This window comes from Dactylosporangium sp. NPDC050688 (assembly GCF_040654515.1).
Classification (GTDB): Bacteria; Actinomycetota; Actinomycetes; order Mycobacteriales; family Micromonosporaceae; genus Dactylosporangium.
On sequence record NZ_JBFAIC010000008.1, the window covers coordinates 1 to 15,445 of the forward strand.

At 73.0% G+C, this 15,445-nt stretch carries 13 protein-coding genes; 11 read left to right on the forward strand and 2 right to left on the reverse strand.

Going from position 1 to position 15,445, the window contains the following annotated elements; all coding sequences use genetic code 11:
* Positions 1–387: 387 nt before the first annotated feature.
* The 9 genes from AB0H83_RS10140 to AB0H83_RS10180 all read left to right on the forward strand — a co-directional run bounded on the left by AB0H83_RS10140 (position 388) and on the right by AB0H83_RS10180 (position 7,224).
* Complete coding sequence (locus tag AB0H83_RS10140) at positions 388–1,587, forward strand: DUF881 domain-containing protein (protein WP_360089992.1); 1,200 nt, start codon at positions 388–390, stop codon at positions 1,585–1,587.
* A gap of 15 nt (positions 1,588–1,602) precedes the next feature.
* A complete protein-coding gene (gene gcvH / locus AB0H83_RS10145; RefSeq protein ID WP_360089995.1) occupies positions 1,603–1,986 on the forward strand; it encodes a glycine cleavage system protein GcvH in 384 nt (127 codons plus the stop codon).
* Positions 1,987–2,230: 244 nt separating this feature from the next.
* Positions 2,231–2,671, forward strand: coding sequence for an FHA domain-containing protein (locus tag AB0H83_RS10150; protein WP_033358822.1), 441 nt, complete (start codon positions 2,231–2,233; stop codon positions 2,669–2,671).
* A gap of 100 nt (positions 2,672–2,771) precedes the next feature.
* Positions 2,772–3,419: a MerR family transcriptional regulator gene (locus AB0H83_RS10155; protein ID WP_360089999.1), complete on the forward strand. Its 648-nt coding sequence runs from the start codon at positions 2,772–2,774 to the stop codon at positions 3,417–3,419.
* Positions 3,420–3,558: 139 nt separating this feature from the next.
* Complete coding sequence (locus AB0H83_RS10160) at positions 3,559–4,023, forward strand: bifunctional nuclease family protein (protein WP_033358824.1); 465 nt, start codon at positions 3,559–3,561, stop codon at positions 4,021–4,023.
* A 192-nt stretch (positions 4,024–4,215) separates the two neighbouring features.
* Complete coding sequence (locus AB0H83_RS10165) at positions 4,216–4,806, forward strand: MerR family transcriptional regulator (RefSeq protein ID WP_033358825.1); 591 nt, start codon at positions 4,216–4,218, stop codon at positions 4,804–4,806.
* Between the two features lie 208 nt (positions 4,807–5,014).
* Positions 5,015–5,962, forward strand: a complete 948-nt coding sequence (locus tag AB0H83_RS10170) for a GlxA family transcriptional regulator (RefSeq protein WP_360090004.1) — start codon at positions 5,015–5,017, stop codon at positions 5,960–5,962.
* Positions 5,953–6,591, forward strand: a complete 639-nt coding sequence (locus AB0H83_RS10175; RefSeq protein WP_360090007.1) for a DJ-1/PfpI family protein — start codon at positions 5,953–5,955, stop codon at positions 6,589–6,591. The genes AB0H83_RS10170 and AB0H83_RS10175 overlap by 10 nt, the downstream gene beginning before the upstream one ends.
* Positions 6,592–6,600: 9 nt before the next feature.
* Entirely contained in the window at positions 6,601–7,224 is a 624-nt protein-coding gene (locus tag AB0H83_RS10180) for a DUF2461 domain-containing protein (protein ID WP_360090010.1), read from the forward strand.
* Between the two features lie 65 nt (positions 7,225–7,289).
* Here the strand turns inward: AB0H83_RS10180 and AB0H83_RS10185 are convergent, their stop codons facing one another.
* Positions 7,290–8,777, reverse strand: coding sequence for a glycosyltransferase family 4 protein (locus tag AB0H83_RS10185; RefSeq protein ID WP_360090013.1), 1,488 nt, complete (start codon positions 8,775–8,777; stop codon positions 7,290–7,292).
* A gap of 25 nt (positions 8,778–8,802) precedes the next feature.
* Positions 8,803–10,854 carry an amylo-alpha-1,6-glucosidase gene (locus AB0H83_RS10190; protein WP_360090016.1) on the reverse strand — a complete coding sequence of 684 codons (2,052 nt, stop codon included), beginning with the start codon at positions 10,852–10,854 and terminating at the stop codon, positions 8,803–8,805.
* Positions 10,855–11,108: 254 nt separating this feature from the next.
* Here AB0H83_RS10190 and glgX point away from each other — a divergent pair, with 254 nt between their 5' ends.
* Both glgX and treY read left to right on the forward strand, forming a co-directional pair.
* A complete protein-coding gene (gene glgX / locus AB0H83_RS10195) occupies positions 11,109–13,214 on the forward strand; it encodes a glycogen debranching protein GlgX (protein ID WP_360090019.1) in 2,106 nt (701 codons plus the stop codon).
* Between the two features lie 3 nt (positions 13,215–13,217).
* Entirely contained in the window at positions 13,218–15,443 is a 2,226-nt protein-coding gene (gene treY, locus AB0H83_RS10200) for a malto-oligosyltrehalose synthase (RefSeq protein WP_360090022.1), read from the forward strand.
* Positions 15,444–15,445: the final 2 nt, after the last annotated feature.

The following is a 15,445-nucleotide window of genomic DNA, read 5'->3' on the forward strand; positions in this document are numbered from 1 at the left end:
GAGTTCCGACGTGGGCTCTTCCGATCTCCGGGCGCCGCTGGCGGACCGGGCGCCGCTGGCGGACCGGGCGCCGCTGGCGGACCGGGCGCCGCTGGCGGACCGGGCGCCGCTGGCGGACCGGGCGCCGCTGGCGGACCGGACGCCGCTGGCGGACCGGGCGCCGCTGGCGGACCGGACGCTGTCGAACCGAGCGTCGCTGGTGAGCCGGGCGCTGCCACCGCGCCCAACGCCGCCGAGCGGGACGTCGCGGCCTCACCTGACGCGAAGCCCCTCCGTTCCGACGCAGCGCGGGCCCGCCGGCGACCTCCCTCCCCTCACCCCATCCCCCCATCGGGCGACATTTCGGAAATGTCCGGCAGTGGAGGAGCCGAGGAAACGACCCACGGCATGGGCGAGGAAACGACGCACGGCATGGGCGACGAAGCCGCTGCCACGACCGGTGACGCCGGGCGCCGGACCCCCGCCGCGACCAGCAGCGCGGAAGACCCGGCCACCACCTCGACCAGCGGCGCGGATCAGGACGTCACACCCACTGCACCTACGAGCGGCCCGGCCATCACCTCGACCAGCGGCGCGGGTGAGGACGTCACACCCACTGCACCTACGAGCGGCCCGGCCATCACCTCGACCAGCGGCGCGGATCAGGACGTCACACCCACTGCACCTACGAGCGGCCTGGCCATCACCACAACCGGCAACGCGGGCGAGGCCGGCGGCGGCGGAAGCACCCCCTCGGGTGACGAGGCCGCCACAGCGAGCCACGCTGCGGGTGAGGCAGCCACCCCGACCAGCGGCGCGGGTGATGCCACCGGCACGAGCGGCGATCCCCTCACCCACGACGACGACCTGGCCACGGCCGCCGGCGGTGCCGGCACTCCCCCACCGCGGTCCGGGCGGCAGCGGGGTGGGACGGGGTTGGTGATCGCGCTGCTCGTGGCGTTGCTCGGGTTCGCCATCTCGGTGCAGTTCAAGGCGAGCAACTCCGACGCCGGGCTGGCGGCCGCGCGGCCCGAGGACCTGGTGCGCATCCTGTCCGACCTGGACGCGCAGCAGGACCGGCTGCGGCGGGAGATCAGTGACCTGGAGGAGACGCGGCGCCAGCTGGACTCGGGGGCGCAGGGGCGGGACGCCGCGCTCGCCGAGGCGCGGAAGCGGGCCGACGAGCTGGGGATCCTGGCCGGGACGTTGCCGGCGGAGGGGCCCGGGTTGTCGATCGAGATCACGCCCGGGACGGAGAAGGTCAAGGCGGAGGTGATCCTGGACGCGGTGGAGGAGCTGCGGGGGGCCGGCGCCGAGGCGATGCAGATCAACGGGCACGACGGCGGCACGGTGCGGGTCGTCGCGTCGACCTATTTCGTGGACGGGGACAACGACCGGCTGGTGGTTGCCGGGCTGAGTCTCGCCGCACCCTATACGATCATGGTCATCGGCGGACCGGACACCATGCGCACTGCACTGAACATCCCCGGAGGGGTGGTGGACAGCGTGCGGCAGCACGGCGGTACGGTTCTGGTGCGTGCAGCGGATCCGGTGCGCGTGACCGCGTTGCACACCGCCGGTGAGTTGCAGTACGCAAAGCCCGCCTGACGACTAAGGACCGACGTGATTCCCGAGGATCTGCGCTACACGGCGGAGCACGAGTGGCTCGCACCGGCCGAGGCCGGCGCCTTCAAGGTCGGCATCACCCACTTCGCCCAGGAGGCGCTGGGCGACATCGTGTTCGTGCAGTTGCCGGAGGTCGGCGCGACGGTCAAGGCCGGCGACTCGTTCGGTGAGGTCGAATCCACCAAGAGTGTTTCGGAGATCTACGCGCCCGTCTCGGGTGAGGTCGTCGCGGTCAACGGGGCCCTCGACGCCACGCCGGAGGCAATCAACACCGACCCGTATGGCGACGGCTGGCTGGTCGTGCTCAAGGCCGACGACCCTGCGGCGGTCGACACGCTGCTGGACGCCGCGGCGTACCGGGAGCTGACGGAAAACAGCTGAGCCGCGACAATACGGTTCACCGACATCGGCTGATCCGCGAATCAGCCGATTGAGCACGGCAAAGCGGAAACGCGATGAGCACGAGAAGACAACGTCCGACGACCCGCGACAGGAAATGCGGCAATACGGTGCCGCGAGTCTGGTTGACCCGTGATTTCGGGCGTGACTAGGCTCGCTCAGTCAACCGTATGCATCAGCCTGTCGCATCGGAGGACACCCGAGTAGACGACCGTGAGGTGGTTCCATGACACGCCCAGACGACGAGTTCCCCCCGCTCGACGTCACGTCCACGCTCAACCTTGGCGCCATTGAGGATGCCATCGCCGGGCCGGACGACGACGTGGTTCCCACCCGCGTGTCGGGGTCGCTCCCGCCCGGCACGGCCCTGCTGGCGGTGCGCCGCGGCCCCAACGCCGGTGCCCGCTTCCTGCTCGACCACGACGTGACGACCAGCGGCCGTCACCCCGACAGTGACATCTTCCTCGACGACGTCACGGTGTCCCGGCGGCACGCCGAGTTCCACCGCGAGGGTGGCACGTTCACGGTGCGCGACGTCGGCAGCCTCAACGGCACGTATGTGAACCGCGAGCGGGTCGAGGCCGCCACCCTCAGCAACGGCGACGAGGTCCAGATCGGCAAGTTCCGCCTCGTGTTCGTGGCAGGACCGCGCCCCGACGAGAGCTGAGGCGATGACGGGGGCGACGGCAGCCGCCTGGGACACACCGCAGGACCGCGACGGGCACGACCGTGGCGGTCCTCAGGGCGCTGCCCGCGGGGAGCGCCTGATGAGCATCGGCGAGGTGCTCGCGCAGCTGCGCGCCGACTTCCCCGATGTCACGATCTCCAAGCTGCGGTTCCTGGAGACCGAGGGTCTGGTGGAGCCGCGCCGGACCCCGGCCGGGTACCGCAAGTACACCTGGACGGACATCGCCCGGCTGCGGTATGTGCTGACCGCGCAGCGCGACCACTACCTGCCGCTGCGGGTGATCCGTGAGCATCTCGCCACAATGGGTGAGCCGCTCACGGAGGTCTCGCAGTCGGTGCCGGTCGAGGTGCCCGCCGAGGTGCGGCTCACCCGGGACGAGCTGCTGGACAAGGCCGGGCTCGGCGACGCCACGCTGCGCGCCCTGGAGGAGCACGGCCTGCTGCGGCCCCGCCCGGGCGGCGGCTACGACGCCGACGCCCTGGAGGTGGCCACGGCCGCGGCGCGGCTGGCCGAGTTCGGCGTCGAGCCGCGCCACCTGCGCGCCTACCGGGCCGCCGCGGACCGCGAGATCGGCCTGTTCAGCCAGCTGGTGACCCCGATGACGCGGCAGAGCGGCCCGGCGGCGCGGGCACGGGCCGCCGACACGGTGCACGAGCTGGCGGCGCTGACCCAGCGGGTGCACGCCGCGCTGGTGCGTGCCGGGCTGCGGGAGATCCTGGGCAAATGAGCTGTCGGGGACCCCTCCCCACACCCTCGGCCGGAGCGATCTTCGCCACTGAGCGCACTTGTGCGGTGGCGCGAGTGGCACGACCTCCCCTTCGCCCGTGTACCGTGCAGGGAGTGGCAAGTCGACACGGAGGCGGGCAGTGCGAGAGCTGAATGTGGTCGGTGTACGCGTGGAGCTGCCTACCAATCAGCCCATCGTGTTGCTGAAGGAGGTCGACGGCGACCGCTACCTGCCGATCTGGATCGGTGCGGTGGAGGCGACCGCGATCGCCTATGAGCAGCAGGGGGTCAAGCCTGCCCGGCCGCTCACCCACGACCTGATGCGCGACATGCTGGCGGCGCTCAAGGCCCCGCTGAAGGCGGTCGAGATCGTCGAGATGCGGGACAACATCTTCTACGCCGAGCTCGTGATCGGCGACAACGTGCGGGTCTCCGCCCGGCCGAGTGACTCGATCGCCCTGGCGCTGCGCGTCGGCGCGCCGATCCGCTGCGCGGACCAGGTGCTCACCGAGGCCGCGATCGTCATCCCGGACGAGCAGGAGGACGAGGTGGAGAAGTTCCGCGAGTTCCTGGAGCAGGTCCGCCCGGAGGACTTCGCCGGGTAGGTTCGGCACTGTGACCACCCGCGCCCGTGGTGAACGGCCAGGTGAACGGCCAGCTGAATCGGGACAAATGGTCACAGTGGCGACGCGCGGAAAATTCGGCGCACCGACACGCGGCGTGTCGCGGCGTTACCTCCACGCAGACCCTCAAGGTGCGCTATAGGGTTGCCGTGTTGACGCTGGAGGTGGGTCGCAATGCAACAGCCGCCCGATCCCGGGATACCCGGTCATGCTGCTGACACGGTTTCGGTGAGCGCTTTCGCCAAGTCCGACGACGTCGGTTACCGCGGTCCGACCGCCTGCCACGCCGCCGGGATCAGCTACCGCCAGCTCGACTACTGGGCCCGCACCGGGCTGGTCGTGCCGAGCGTGCGCGACGCGGCCGGCTCCGGCAGCCAGCGGCTCTACTCGTTCCGCGACATCGTGGTGCTCAAGGTGGTCAAGCGCCTCCTGGACGCCGGCGTCTCCCTGCAGAACATCCGCAAGGCGATCGACACCCTGCGCTCCCGCGGCGTCGCCGACCTGGCCGGCATCACCCTCATCTCCGACGGCACCACCGTCTACGAGTGCCGCTCCCCCGAGGAGGTCGTCGACCTGCTGCAGGGCGGCCAGGGCGTGTTCGGCATCGCGATCTCCGGCGCGTTCAAGGAGATCGAGGGCACCCTGTCGCACCTGCCGGCCGAGGCGGCCACCCCCGCCGAGGAGGCCCCCACGGCCACCGACGAGTTCGCCGCCACCGGCGGGGACGAGCTCGCGATGCGCAGGGCCCGCCGCCGCGCCGGCTGACACCCCACAAAGCAAACCGCTCCACAAGGCCAACCGCTCCACAGAAGCCAAACCGAACGCCAAACGCCAACCGCTCCACAAAGAACCGCAGCTCGCGCCGGTCGACCACCCCCAACGGTCGACCGGCGTTTCCGTGCCCGGCGCATGGCAGGAAAGGTGGGGCCGGCGTCGTTGCGGTCACCGCGCGGCGCCGGTGAGGATCGCAGGCATGGCAGCCCAGCGGGTCCTCGTCGCCCTCTTCGACGGCGTGCAGAGCCTCGACGTCACCGGCCCCGTCGAGGTGTTCGCCGGCGCCGAACAGGCCCGCCCCGGGTCGTACACCATCCGCACCGGCAGCATCGACGGCCGCACCGTCACCACGTCCAGCGGGCTGCGGCTCACCCCCGACGGGGACCTGGCCGGCGGGGACGCCGCCGACCTGATCGTCGTGCCCGGCGGCGCCGGCACCCGCGCCGGCGACCCGCGGCTCGTCGCCTGGCTGCGCGCCACCGCGCCGGGCGCGCGGCGGGTCGCGTCGGTGTGCACCGGGGCGTTCCTGCTGGCCGAGGCGGGCCTGCTCGACGAGCGCCGCGCCACCACCCACTGGCGGCACGCGGGCGCCCTCGCCCGCCGCTTCCCGCGGGTCACCGTCGACACCGAGCCGATCTTCGTCCGGGACGGCGACGTGTGGACGTCCGCCGGGGTCACCGCCGGCATCGACCTCGCGCTCGCCGTCGTGGAGGCCGACCACGGCCGCGACGTCGCCCTCGCCATCGCCCGGCACCTGGTGATGTTCGTGCGCCGGCCCGGCGGGCAGCGGCAGTTCAGCGCGCAGCTGGCGGCGCAGGTCGCCGCCCGCGACCCGCTGCGGGAGGTGCAGCGGCACATCGCCGAGCACCCGGCCGGCGACCTCAGCGTCGACGCCCTGGCCAGGCTCGCCAACCTGTCGCCGCGGCAGTTCAGCCGGGCATTCACGGCCGAGGTCGGCACTCCGCCCGGCCGCTACGTCGACCGGGTCCGCCTCGAGACCGCCCGCCGGCACCTGGAGGAGGGCGCGTTCGTCGAGGACACCGCGCGCGCCTGCGGCTACGGCACCGGCGAGGCGATGCGCCGGGCGTTCGTGCGGACGCTCGGTGTCACCCCGACCTGCTACAAGGAGCGGTTCACATGCACATGATCTTCGTGGTGTACGACGGGATGACGGCCCTCGACGCGATCGGCCCGTACGAGATCCTGTCCCGGCTGCCCGGCGCCAGGGTCACGTTCGCCGGCGTGACGGCCGGCCCGGTGCGCACCGACACCGGCGCGCTGCGCCTCGTCGCCGACCGGGCGCTCGCCGACTGCGACGCCCCGGACCTCGTCCTCGTGCCCGGCGGCCCCGACGTGCGGGCGCAGACCGCGGACACGGCCCTGCACGGGTGGCTGCGCGCCGTGGACCCGGCGACGGCGTGGACGGCGTCGGTGTGCACGGGTTCGGTCGTCCTCGCCGCCGCCGGCCTGCTGCGCGGCCGCACCGCCACGTCGCACTGGCTGGCGCTGGACCTGCTGCCCCGCTACGGCGTGACCGCGTCGGCGGAGCGGGTCGTGCGGGACGGCAAGTACGTCACCGGCGCCGGTGTCTCGGCCGGCATCGACCTGGCGCTCACTCTCGCCGCCACGATCGCCGGCCCGGACGTCGCCCAGTCGATCCAGCTCGCCACCGAGTACGACCCGCAGCCGCCGTTCACGGCCGGCTCGCCGCGGTCTGCGCCGCCGGCGCTCGTGTCGCACCTGCGGGCCAACGCCCACCTCGTCATGTCGACGTAGACTGCGGCGGTGGCGTTCCGTGGCTGGCCCGCCGAGGCCCTCGACTTCTACGACGGTCTCGAGGCGGACAACTCAAAGACCTACTGGACGGCGCACAAGGCCGTCTACGACGACAAGGTCCGCGCCCCGATGACCGAGCTGCTCGCCGAGCTGGAGCCCGAGTTCGGCCCGGCGAAGATCTTCCGGCCGTACCGGGACGTGCGCTTCAGCGCCGACAAGTCGCCGTACAAGACGTCGTGCGCGGCGTCGTTCGAGCGCGGCGGCTACATCCAGCTGACCGCCGCCGGGCTCGCCGCGGGCGCCGGGGCGTACTGGATGGACCCGCCGCAGCTGGCGAAGTTCCGCCAGGCGGTCGCCGACGACGCCAGCGGCGGGCGGCTCGCCGCGATCGTCGCCGACCTCGCCGCCCGCGGCACCTCGGTCACGTCGCGGGAGCAGCTCAAGTCGGTGCCGCGGGGCTTCCCGAAGGACCACCCGCGCGGTGACCTGCTGCGGCACAAGGGGCTGATCGCGTGGCACCAGTTCGAGCTGCGCCCGTGGCTGGGCACGGCGAAGGTGAAGACGCACGTGGTGACGTTCCTGCGCTCGTGCGCGCCGCTGCAGGAGTGGCTGGCCACACACACCTGCTCATGATCCCGAATGGTTTTGGTAGCCAGAGCTACCGGAACCATTCGGGATCATGGGGGAGGGTGCGGGAGTCAGCGGCGCTCCACCGCGGCGAGGACCACGTCGAACGGTGCCGCGGCGGCGGTCCGGGCCGCCTCGGCGCGGTCGGCGGCCTCCCGCTCGGCGTCGTCCAGCCACGGCCCGCCCTCGGCCCGCATCGCCTCGCGGGCCGCTGACGCGCCGGCCTGCCACGCGGCCTCCTCGGCGGCGGCCCGGACCAGCAGCTCCGGCGGCTCGCCGACCGGCACGTCCGGCGGGTCCGCGAGCAGGTTGCCGGGTGGCACGAACACCACGGGCAGGCCGCCGGGCGGCGTGGTCTGCCGCTGCGCCTCGAACGCCGGCGCGGCCGTGACCGCCTCGGCGTAGACGGCGGCGGTGCGCTGCGCGGTCGCCTGCCACGAGTGCCGGTCCCGGACCATCTGCCGCGCCCTGGACGCGAGCGTCTGGGCGAACATCGGGTCCTGCAGCAGGGCGCTGACGGCGTCGGCGAGGCCGTCGGGCTCCCCGACGGGGAACCGCACGCCGGTGACGCCGTGCTCGACGATGGACGCGAGCCCGCCGGTGGACGCGACGACCAGGGCGGCGCCGGACGCGGCGGCCTCCAGCGCGACGGTGCCGGTGGCCTCGTAGCGGCTGGGCATGACGAACGCGTCGGCGGCGGCGAGGACCGCGGCCAGGGTGCGCTGGTCGAGCCGGCCGGGGAAGCTCACGGCACGGTGTAGCTTGCGCTTGCGGGCCTGCTCGATGAGCGCGGCCCGGTAGTCGCCGGCGCCGGCGACGACCGCGCGGGTGCCGGGGTGCCGGTCGCGGATCGCCGGGAGCGCTTCCAGGAGGTCCTGGACGCCCTTCTCGGCGATGAGACGGCCGGCGTAGACCAGCAGCGGGCCCTCACCGGCGAAGCGGAGCCGGGCGGCGCGGACCTCGCGGGGCGAGGCGGTCCAGAGGTCGGGGTCGATGCCGTTGGGCACCACGTCGACCCGGCCGGCGGGGATGTCGAACAGGTGCTGGACCTCCCACCGCAGGTAGTCGGTCGGCACGATCACCCGGCACGCCTCGGAGCCGAGCCACCACTCGACGGAGTGCACGGAGCGGCTCGTCTCGCCGGTGAGATACCCCTGGTGCCGGCCCGCCTCGGTGGCCTGCATCGAGGCGACGAACGGCAGCCCGAGCGACTCCTTGAGGGTGATCGCGGCGTGGGTGACGAGCCAGTCGTGGGCGTGGATGACGTCGTAGCCCTCGTCGGGCACGGTGCGCCGCGCGACCTCGGCGAGCAGGTGGTTGACGGCCATGGTGTGCTCGAGCGCCCCGCCGGTGGTGTCGGCGGGCGGTGCGTCGGCGTGCACGACGCGGACGCCGTCGACGACGGACACGGAGCCGGCGACGGCCGGGTCGTGCCGGGTCACGACGGTCACGGAGTGGCCGGCGGCCACCAGGGCGGCAGACAGGGCGGCGATACGCCCGCGGGGCGCATCATCGGTCGTCGGACGTTGGAATTCCCAGGCGATCATCAATACGCGCATAGCGGATACCTCTCGACGCCGACTGTCACCGTAGCGCGTTCCGGCGCTTGCGCGGAGCGGCTTCGCGGGCCAATTTCGTGGGTGCTGGTTTGCTGGATGATGCCGACTGCAACTTGCGGTTCGCCCTGATCACGGACCTCGCGTGCAGCAGCGCGGCGACCGAGCGGGCGGAGAACGGGGCGCCGGTGGGGCGGTGGGGAGCGTCGCCCTCCGCGATCTCACTGACGGACCCGAGACCGCACTCACCCACGTGCGCCTCGGCGGCGGTGAGCACCGCGTCGACCGGCAGCCCGGCCGCGAGGCACGCCTCCACGTACGGGGCGAGCCACCACGGCCACACGGTCCCCTGGTGGTAGGCGGTGTCCCGGGCGACGACCCCGCCGCGGTGGCCGCCGTGGTAGCCGTACTCGGCGGGGGCGAGGCTGCGCAGGCCGAGCGGGGTGAGCAGGGCGGCGCCGACGGCCCGCAGCACGTGCTGGCGCAGGTGCGCCTCGTCGGCGCAGGGCGCGTACGGCAGGCTGAACGCGAGGACCTGGTTGGGCCGCAGCACGGCGTCGTCGTGGACGCTGCCGCCACCCTTCGGGTAGGCCGCGGGCTGGGCGTCCACGACGTCGAACAGCCAGCCGTCCGGCGCCCGGAACCGCTTGACGAACTGCGCCTTCACCGCGTCGCGGCGGGTGTGCACCACGGAGGCGTCGCGGCCGCAGCGTTCCCGCAGCGCGCCGACGGCGCCGAGCGCGTTGGCCCACAGGGCGTTGAGCTCGACCGGCTTGCCGTCGCGCGGGGTGACCGGGCCGCGCGGCAGGCGGGCGTTCATCCATGTCAGGCCGGACTCGTCGGCGTCGATGACGAGCAGCCCGTCGGCGGGGTCGGCGCGCACCCCGTCGGCGGTGCCCTTCGTGTACGCGGCGATCACCCCCTCCAGCGCCGGCAGCAGCTCGGCGGCGAGGGCGGCGTCCCCGGTACGGGCGATGTGCCGCTCGGCGGCGTGCACGAACCACAGCGGCCCGTCGGCGTCGCCCAGCGGCGCCGGTCCCCCGGCGGCGGGGCGCATCCGCTCGGGCAGGTCGCGGTGCGCCCGCAGCAGCCGCGCGCCCTCCTCGAACCGGCCGGTCGCCAGGAACAGCCCCTCGTAGGCGGTCATCGTGTCGCGCAGGTAACTGCCGAACCACGGGTACCCGGCGACGACCTCGGGCGCGCCGCCGTCGCCGGTGACGACGAACGCGTCGGCGGCCAGGACGAGGGCCTTGTCGACGGCGTCGCGGGCGCCCACGGTGGCCGCCGTGCGCAGCAGCCGGCGGGCCCGGCGGCGGGCGTCGGCGACGACGACCGGCGCGGGCGGCGGCGCGGTGCCGAGGTCGCCGGACCACGCGGACACCGACAGGGTCCCGCCGGCGGTGAGCGTCGCCTGGAACGTGCCGGCGGCCCACAGGTCCTCGACGGGGTTGAGGCCGCGGGCGGCCTCCTCGCGGGCGTACGCGTCCAGGTACCACTCGCCGAGCGGGCGGAAGTCGGGGCCGTCGACGCGGTAGGCGTCCTCGACGGTGAACCCGCTGTCGCCGGCCAGCGCGACGGCGGGCGGCGGCGTGGTCCGGTCGCGTTCGACGTCGGCGTGCCGCCACGTGCACAGCGCGGTCAGGGTCAGCCGGACGGCGACCCCGGCGGGCGCGGCGACGAGCCGGTGCACCACGGCGACGCTGTTGCGGCCGTGGGTCATCGCCAGTTCACGCTCCAGCACGACGTCGCCGACCCGCCAGCGCCAGCGGGGCACGCCGTCGGCCACCTCGAAGTGCTCCAGGTGGTGGTGGCCGGCCGGGTCGATCGCGCCGGACGCCCACTCGTGCACGGCGAGGCGCACCTCGGCGCCGCCGGGCAGGGTGAGGACCGGGTCGAGGGCGGCGAGCGCGAGGTGCCGCCGCGGCGTGACGAGCAGGCCGTGGTAGCGGCGTGTGCGGAGCCCCGCGACCGTGCCGGTCGCGTATCCGCCGGTCCCGTCGGTGACGAGCCACTCGTGTTCGAACCCGGCGACCGAGCCGCAGACATGAGGGCCGAACGTCATGACCGATCCGGGGGGCATGTGCCCAACTATGATCCGAACCTCCTTGCTTGAAACGCGCGCCACGACGAAATTCCGGTGTGATTCATCCCAGCGCCACGTCAGGGGCACTGTCGGAGATCCGACGCGCCGTGCTGCACGATTCATTATTGGTGGCGCTGGGCATATGGCAGCCAGCTTCGCGCGTACTCGCGCGTGAACTTTCGACGCACGTAACACTGTGGCAACGCGGCAACGGTTGAACACCGGTGCCAGCCGACAGAGCAGGAGCTGAAATGCAGGTCTGGCCGGGCAACCGGTACCCGTTGGGTGCGACGTACGACGGGCAGGGCACGAACTTCGCGATCTTCTCCGAGGTGGCGTCGGGAGTCGAACTGTGCCTTTTCGACGACAACGACGTCGAGGAGCGCATCAAGCTCGTCGAGGTCGACGCGTTCGTGTGGCACGCGTACCTGCCCGGGGTCGAGCCGGGTCAGCGCTACGGCTTCCGCGTCCACGGTGAGTACGACCCGTCGCGCGGGCTGCGGTGCAACCCGCACAAGCTGCTGCTGGATCCGTACGCCAAGGCGATCGACGGCGACATCGCCTGGGACCCGGCCGTCTACGGCTACGACTTCAACGACCCGGAGCAGATGTCGACCGCGGACTCCGCGCCGTTCATGCCGAAGGCCGTCGTGGTCAACCCGTACTTCGACTGGGGCAACGACGCCGCGCCGCGGGTGCCGTACCACCACACCGTGGTGTACGAGGCGCACGTGAAAGGGCTGACGATGCGGCATCCGGAGGTGCCGGAGGAGCTGCGCGGCACGTACGCCGGCATCGCCCACCCGGCGATCATCGAGCACCTGCGCCGGCTCGGCGTGACCGCGCTGGAGCTGCTGCCGGTGCACCATTTCGTGCACGACCAGCGCCTGGTGGAGCTCGGCCTGTCCAACTACTGGGGCTACAACACCATCGGCTTCTTCGCCCCGTACCACGGCTACGCCCGGCGGCACCGGGGCCAGCAGGTCCAGGAGTTCCGCGGCATGGTCAAGGCGCTGCACGCGGCCGGCATCGAGGTGATCCTCGACGTGGTCTACAACCACACCGCCGAGGGCAACCACCTGGGCCCCACGCTCGGCTTCAAGGGCCTGGACAACGGCCACTACTACAAGCTCGAGGACGACGACAACCGGTACTACACCGACTACACGGGCACCGGCAACAGCCTCAACGTGCGCAACCCGCACACCCTGCAGCTGATCATGGACTCGCTGCGGTACTGGGTGACGGAGATGCGCGTCGACGGGTTCCGCTTCGATCTGGCCTCCACCCTGGCCCGCGAGTTCTACGAGGTCGACCGGCTCTCCACGTTCTTCGAGGTCGTGCAGCAGGACCCGGTCGTCAACCAGGTGAAGCTGATCGCGGAGCCGTGGGACGTCGGGCCCGGCGGCTACCAGGTCGGCAACTTCCCGCCGCTGTGGACGGAGTGGAACGGCAAGTTCCGCGACACGGTCCGCGACTTCTGGCGCGGCGAGCCCGCGACGCTCAGCGAGTTCGCCAGCCGCATCTGCGGGTCGGCGGACCTGTACCAGGACGACGGCCGGCGGCCGTTCGCCAGCATCAACTTCGTCACCTGCCACGACGGGTTCACGCTCAACGACCTGGTGTCCTACAACGACAAGCACAACGAGGCCAACACCGAGGACAACCGCGACGGCGAGAGCCACAACCGGTCGTGGAACTGCGGTGTGGAGGGCCCCACCGACGACCCGGAGATCAACGCGCTGCGCGCCAAGCAGCGGCGCAACTTCCTCACCACGCTGATGCTGTCGCAGGGCGTGCCGATGATCGCCGCCGGCGACGAGCTCGGCCGCACCCAGGGCGGCAACAACAACGCGTACTGCCAGGACAACGACATCAGCTGGATCGACTGGGACGACGTCGACGAGCAGTTGCTGGCGTTCACCCGCGGGCTGGCCGCGTTCCGCGAGCGGCACCGGGTGTTCCGCCGGCGGCGGTTCTTCACCGGCCGGCCCGTCGCCCGGCAGGAGGGCACGCCGATCCCGGACGTGGCGTGGTTCGCCACCGACGGCCGGCAGATGACCGAGGAGGACTGGGACAACTACTTCGGCAGGGCCCTGATGCTGTTCGTCAACGGCGAGTCGATCACCGAGCGCGGCTCGCACGGCGAGCGGCACGTCGACGACTCGTTCCTGCTGTGCTTCAACGCCCACTACGAGCCGCTCGAGTTCGTCATCCCGCAGCAGGACTACGGCAAGGAGTGGGAGCTGGTGATCGCGACCGCGCCCGGCTCGGCCCGCGGCGGCGTGTCGTACACCGCCGGCGGCACCCTCGTCGTGCCGGACCGGTCCCTCGTCGTGCTCGACCGGACGGTGTGAGCCGTGGCCGCGAACGTCCCGACCGGCACGTACCGGGTGCAGGTGCGCCCCGATTTCGACCTCGACGCGACCGCCGGGCTCGCCGGCTACCTGCACGACCTCGGCGTCAGCCACTGCTACTCGGCGCCGCTGCTGGCCGCGACGCCCGGCTCCCCGCACGGCTACGACGTCGTCGACCCGACCCGGGTCAACCCGGAGCTCGGCGGGCCGGAGGCGTTGCGGCGGCTCGCCACCGCGCTGCGGCAGCAGGGGCTCGGCCTGGTGGTGGACATCGTGCCCAACCACATGGGGCTGTTCCAGCCGGCCGCGAACCCGGCCTGGTGGGACGTGCTGACCCACGGCCGGGACTCGCCGTACGCGGACTGGTTCGACATCGACTGGGCCGCCGGCCCGATCGTCGTGCCCGTCCTCGGCGACGCGGCCGACCTGGCGAAGCTCACGGTCGCCGGCGGCGAGCTGCGCTACTACGAGCACCGCTTCCCGATCGCCCCCGGCACCGGCGACGGCAGCCCGCAGCAGGTCCACGACCGGCAGCACTACCGGCTCGTCGACTGGCGGCTGGGCAACCAGCTGCTCAACTACCGCCGGTTCTTCGCCGTGACGGAGCTGGCCGGGGTACGGGTGGAGGACGCGGGCGTGTTCGAGGCGACCCACGCGGAGGTGCTGCGCTGGGTCGCGGCCGGCGACGTGCACGGCATCCGGGTCGACCACCCGGACGGGCTGCGCGACCCCGGCGGCTACCTCGCCACGCTGCGCGAGCGGGCCCCGGACGTGTGGCTGGTGGTGGAGAAGATCCTGGAGCGCGGCGAGCCGCTGCCGGCGCACTGGCCGGTCGACGGCACCACCGGCTACGACGCCCTCGGCGAGGTCTGCGGCCTGTTCGTCGACCCGGACGGCGCGCCGCCGGTGGACGGGCCCGGCTGGGACGAGGAGGCGCACGAGCAGAAGCTGGCCGTGACCCGGCGGCTGTTCCCGGCGGAGCTGCGCCGCCTCGACACGCTCGCGCCAGGCTCGGCGGAGACCCTCGGCGAGCTCGCCGCGAACTTCCACGTGTACCGCACGTACCTGCCGTACGGCCGGGCCGACCTCGACGCGGCCGTCGCGGAGACGAAACGCCGCCGGCCCGACCTCGCCGGCAGCCTCGACGCGCTGCTGCCGCGGCTCACCGACCCGGCCGACGATCTGTGCGCCCGGTTCCAGCAGCTCACCGGCGCCGTCATGGCCAAGGGCGTCGAGGACACCGCCATGTACCGGTGGAACCGGTTCGTCGCCCTCAACGAGGTCGGCGGCGACCCGTCCCGGTTCGGGGTGCCGCCGCAGGAGTTCCACGAGGCCGCCGCCCGCCGCCTCGAGCAGTGGCCGGCCGGGATGACGACCCTGTCGACCCACGACACGAAACGCGGCGAGGACGTGCGGGCCCGCCTCGCCGTGCTGTCCGAGGCGCCGGACCTGCTGCTGACCCTGTACGGGCGGGCCGGCATCCCCGACGTGTCGTTCGAGGCGCTGTTCTGGCAGACCGTGGTCGGCGCGTGGCCGCTGAGCGCGCAGCGGCTGCAGGCGTACCTGACGAAGGCGGCCCGCGAGGCGAACCGCTCCACCTCCTGGGACGCGCCCGACGAGGCGTTCGAGGCCACGCTCGCCGCGGCCGTGCGCCGGCTCGACGACGACGCCGCCCTACGCGCCGACGTGGAGGCGGTGGTGCACCGGATCCGGCCGTTCGGCTGGTCCAACGCGCTGGGCCAGAAGCTGGTGCAGCTCACCATGCCCGGCGTCCCCGACGTGTACCAGGGCACCGAACTGTGGGAGGACTCCCTCGTCGACCCCGACAACCGCCGCCCGGTCGACTTCGCCGAGCGCCGGGACCTGCTCGCCGCGCTGGACGCCGCGGCGGTGTCCCCGCCGGTCGACGACTCCGGGGTGGCGAAGCTGCTCGTCGTCAGCCGCGCCCTGCGGCTGCGGCGGGACCGGCCGGAGCTGTTCCAGCGCTACCACCCGGTGCAGGTCACCGGTGACCCCGCCGGGCACGCCGTCGCGTTCGACCGGGGCGGCGCCCTGACCGTCGTCACCCGGCTGCCGCTGCGGCTGGCCGCCGCCGGCGGCTGGGACGCCGAGGACCTCAAGCTGCCCGGCGGCACCTGGACCGACGTGCTGACCGGCCGTGTCGCGGACTCCTCCCGGGCCGGCGACATCCTGGCGACGTACCCCGTCGCGCTTCTGGTGAGGGAGTAGCT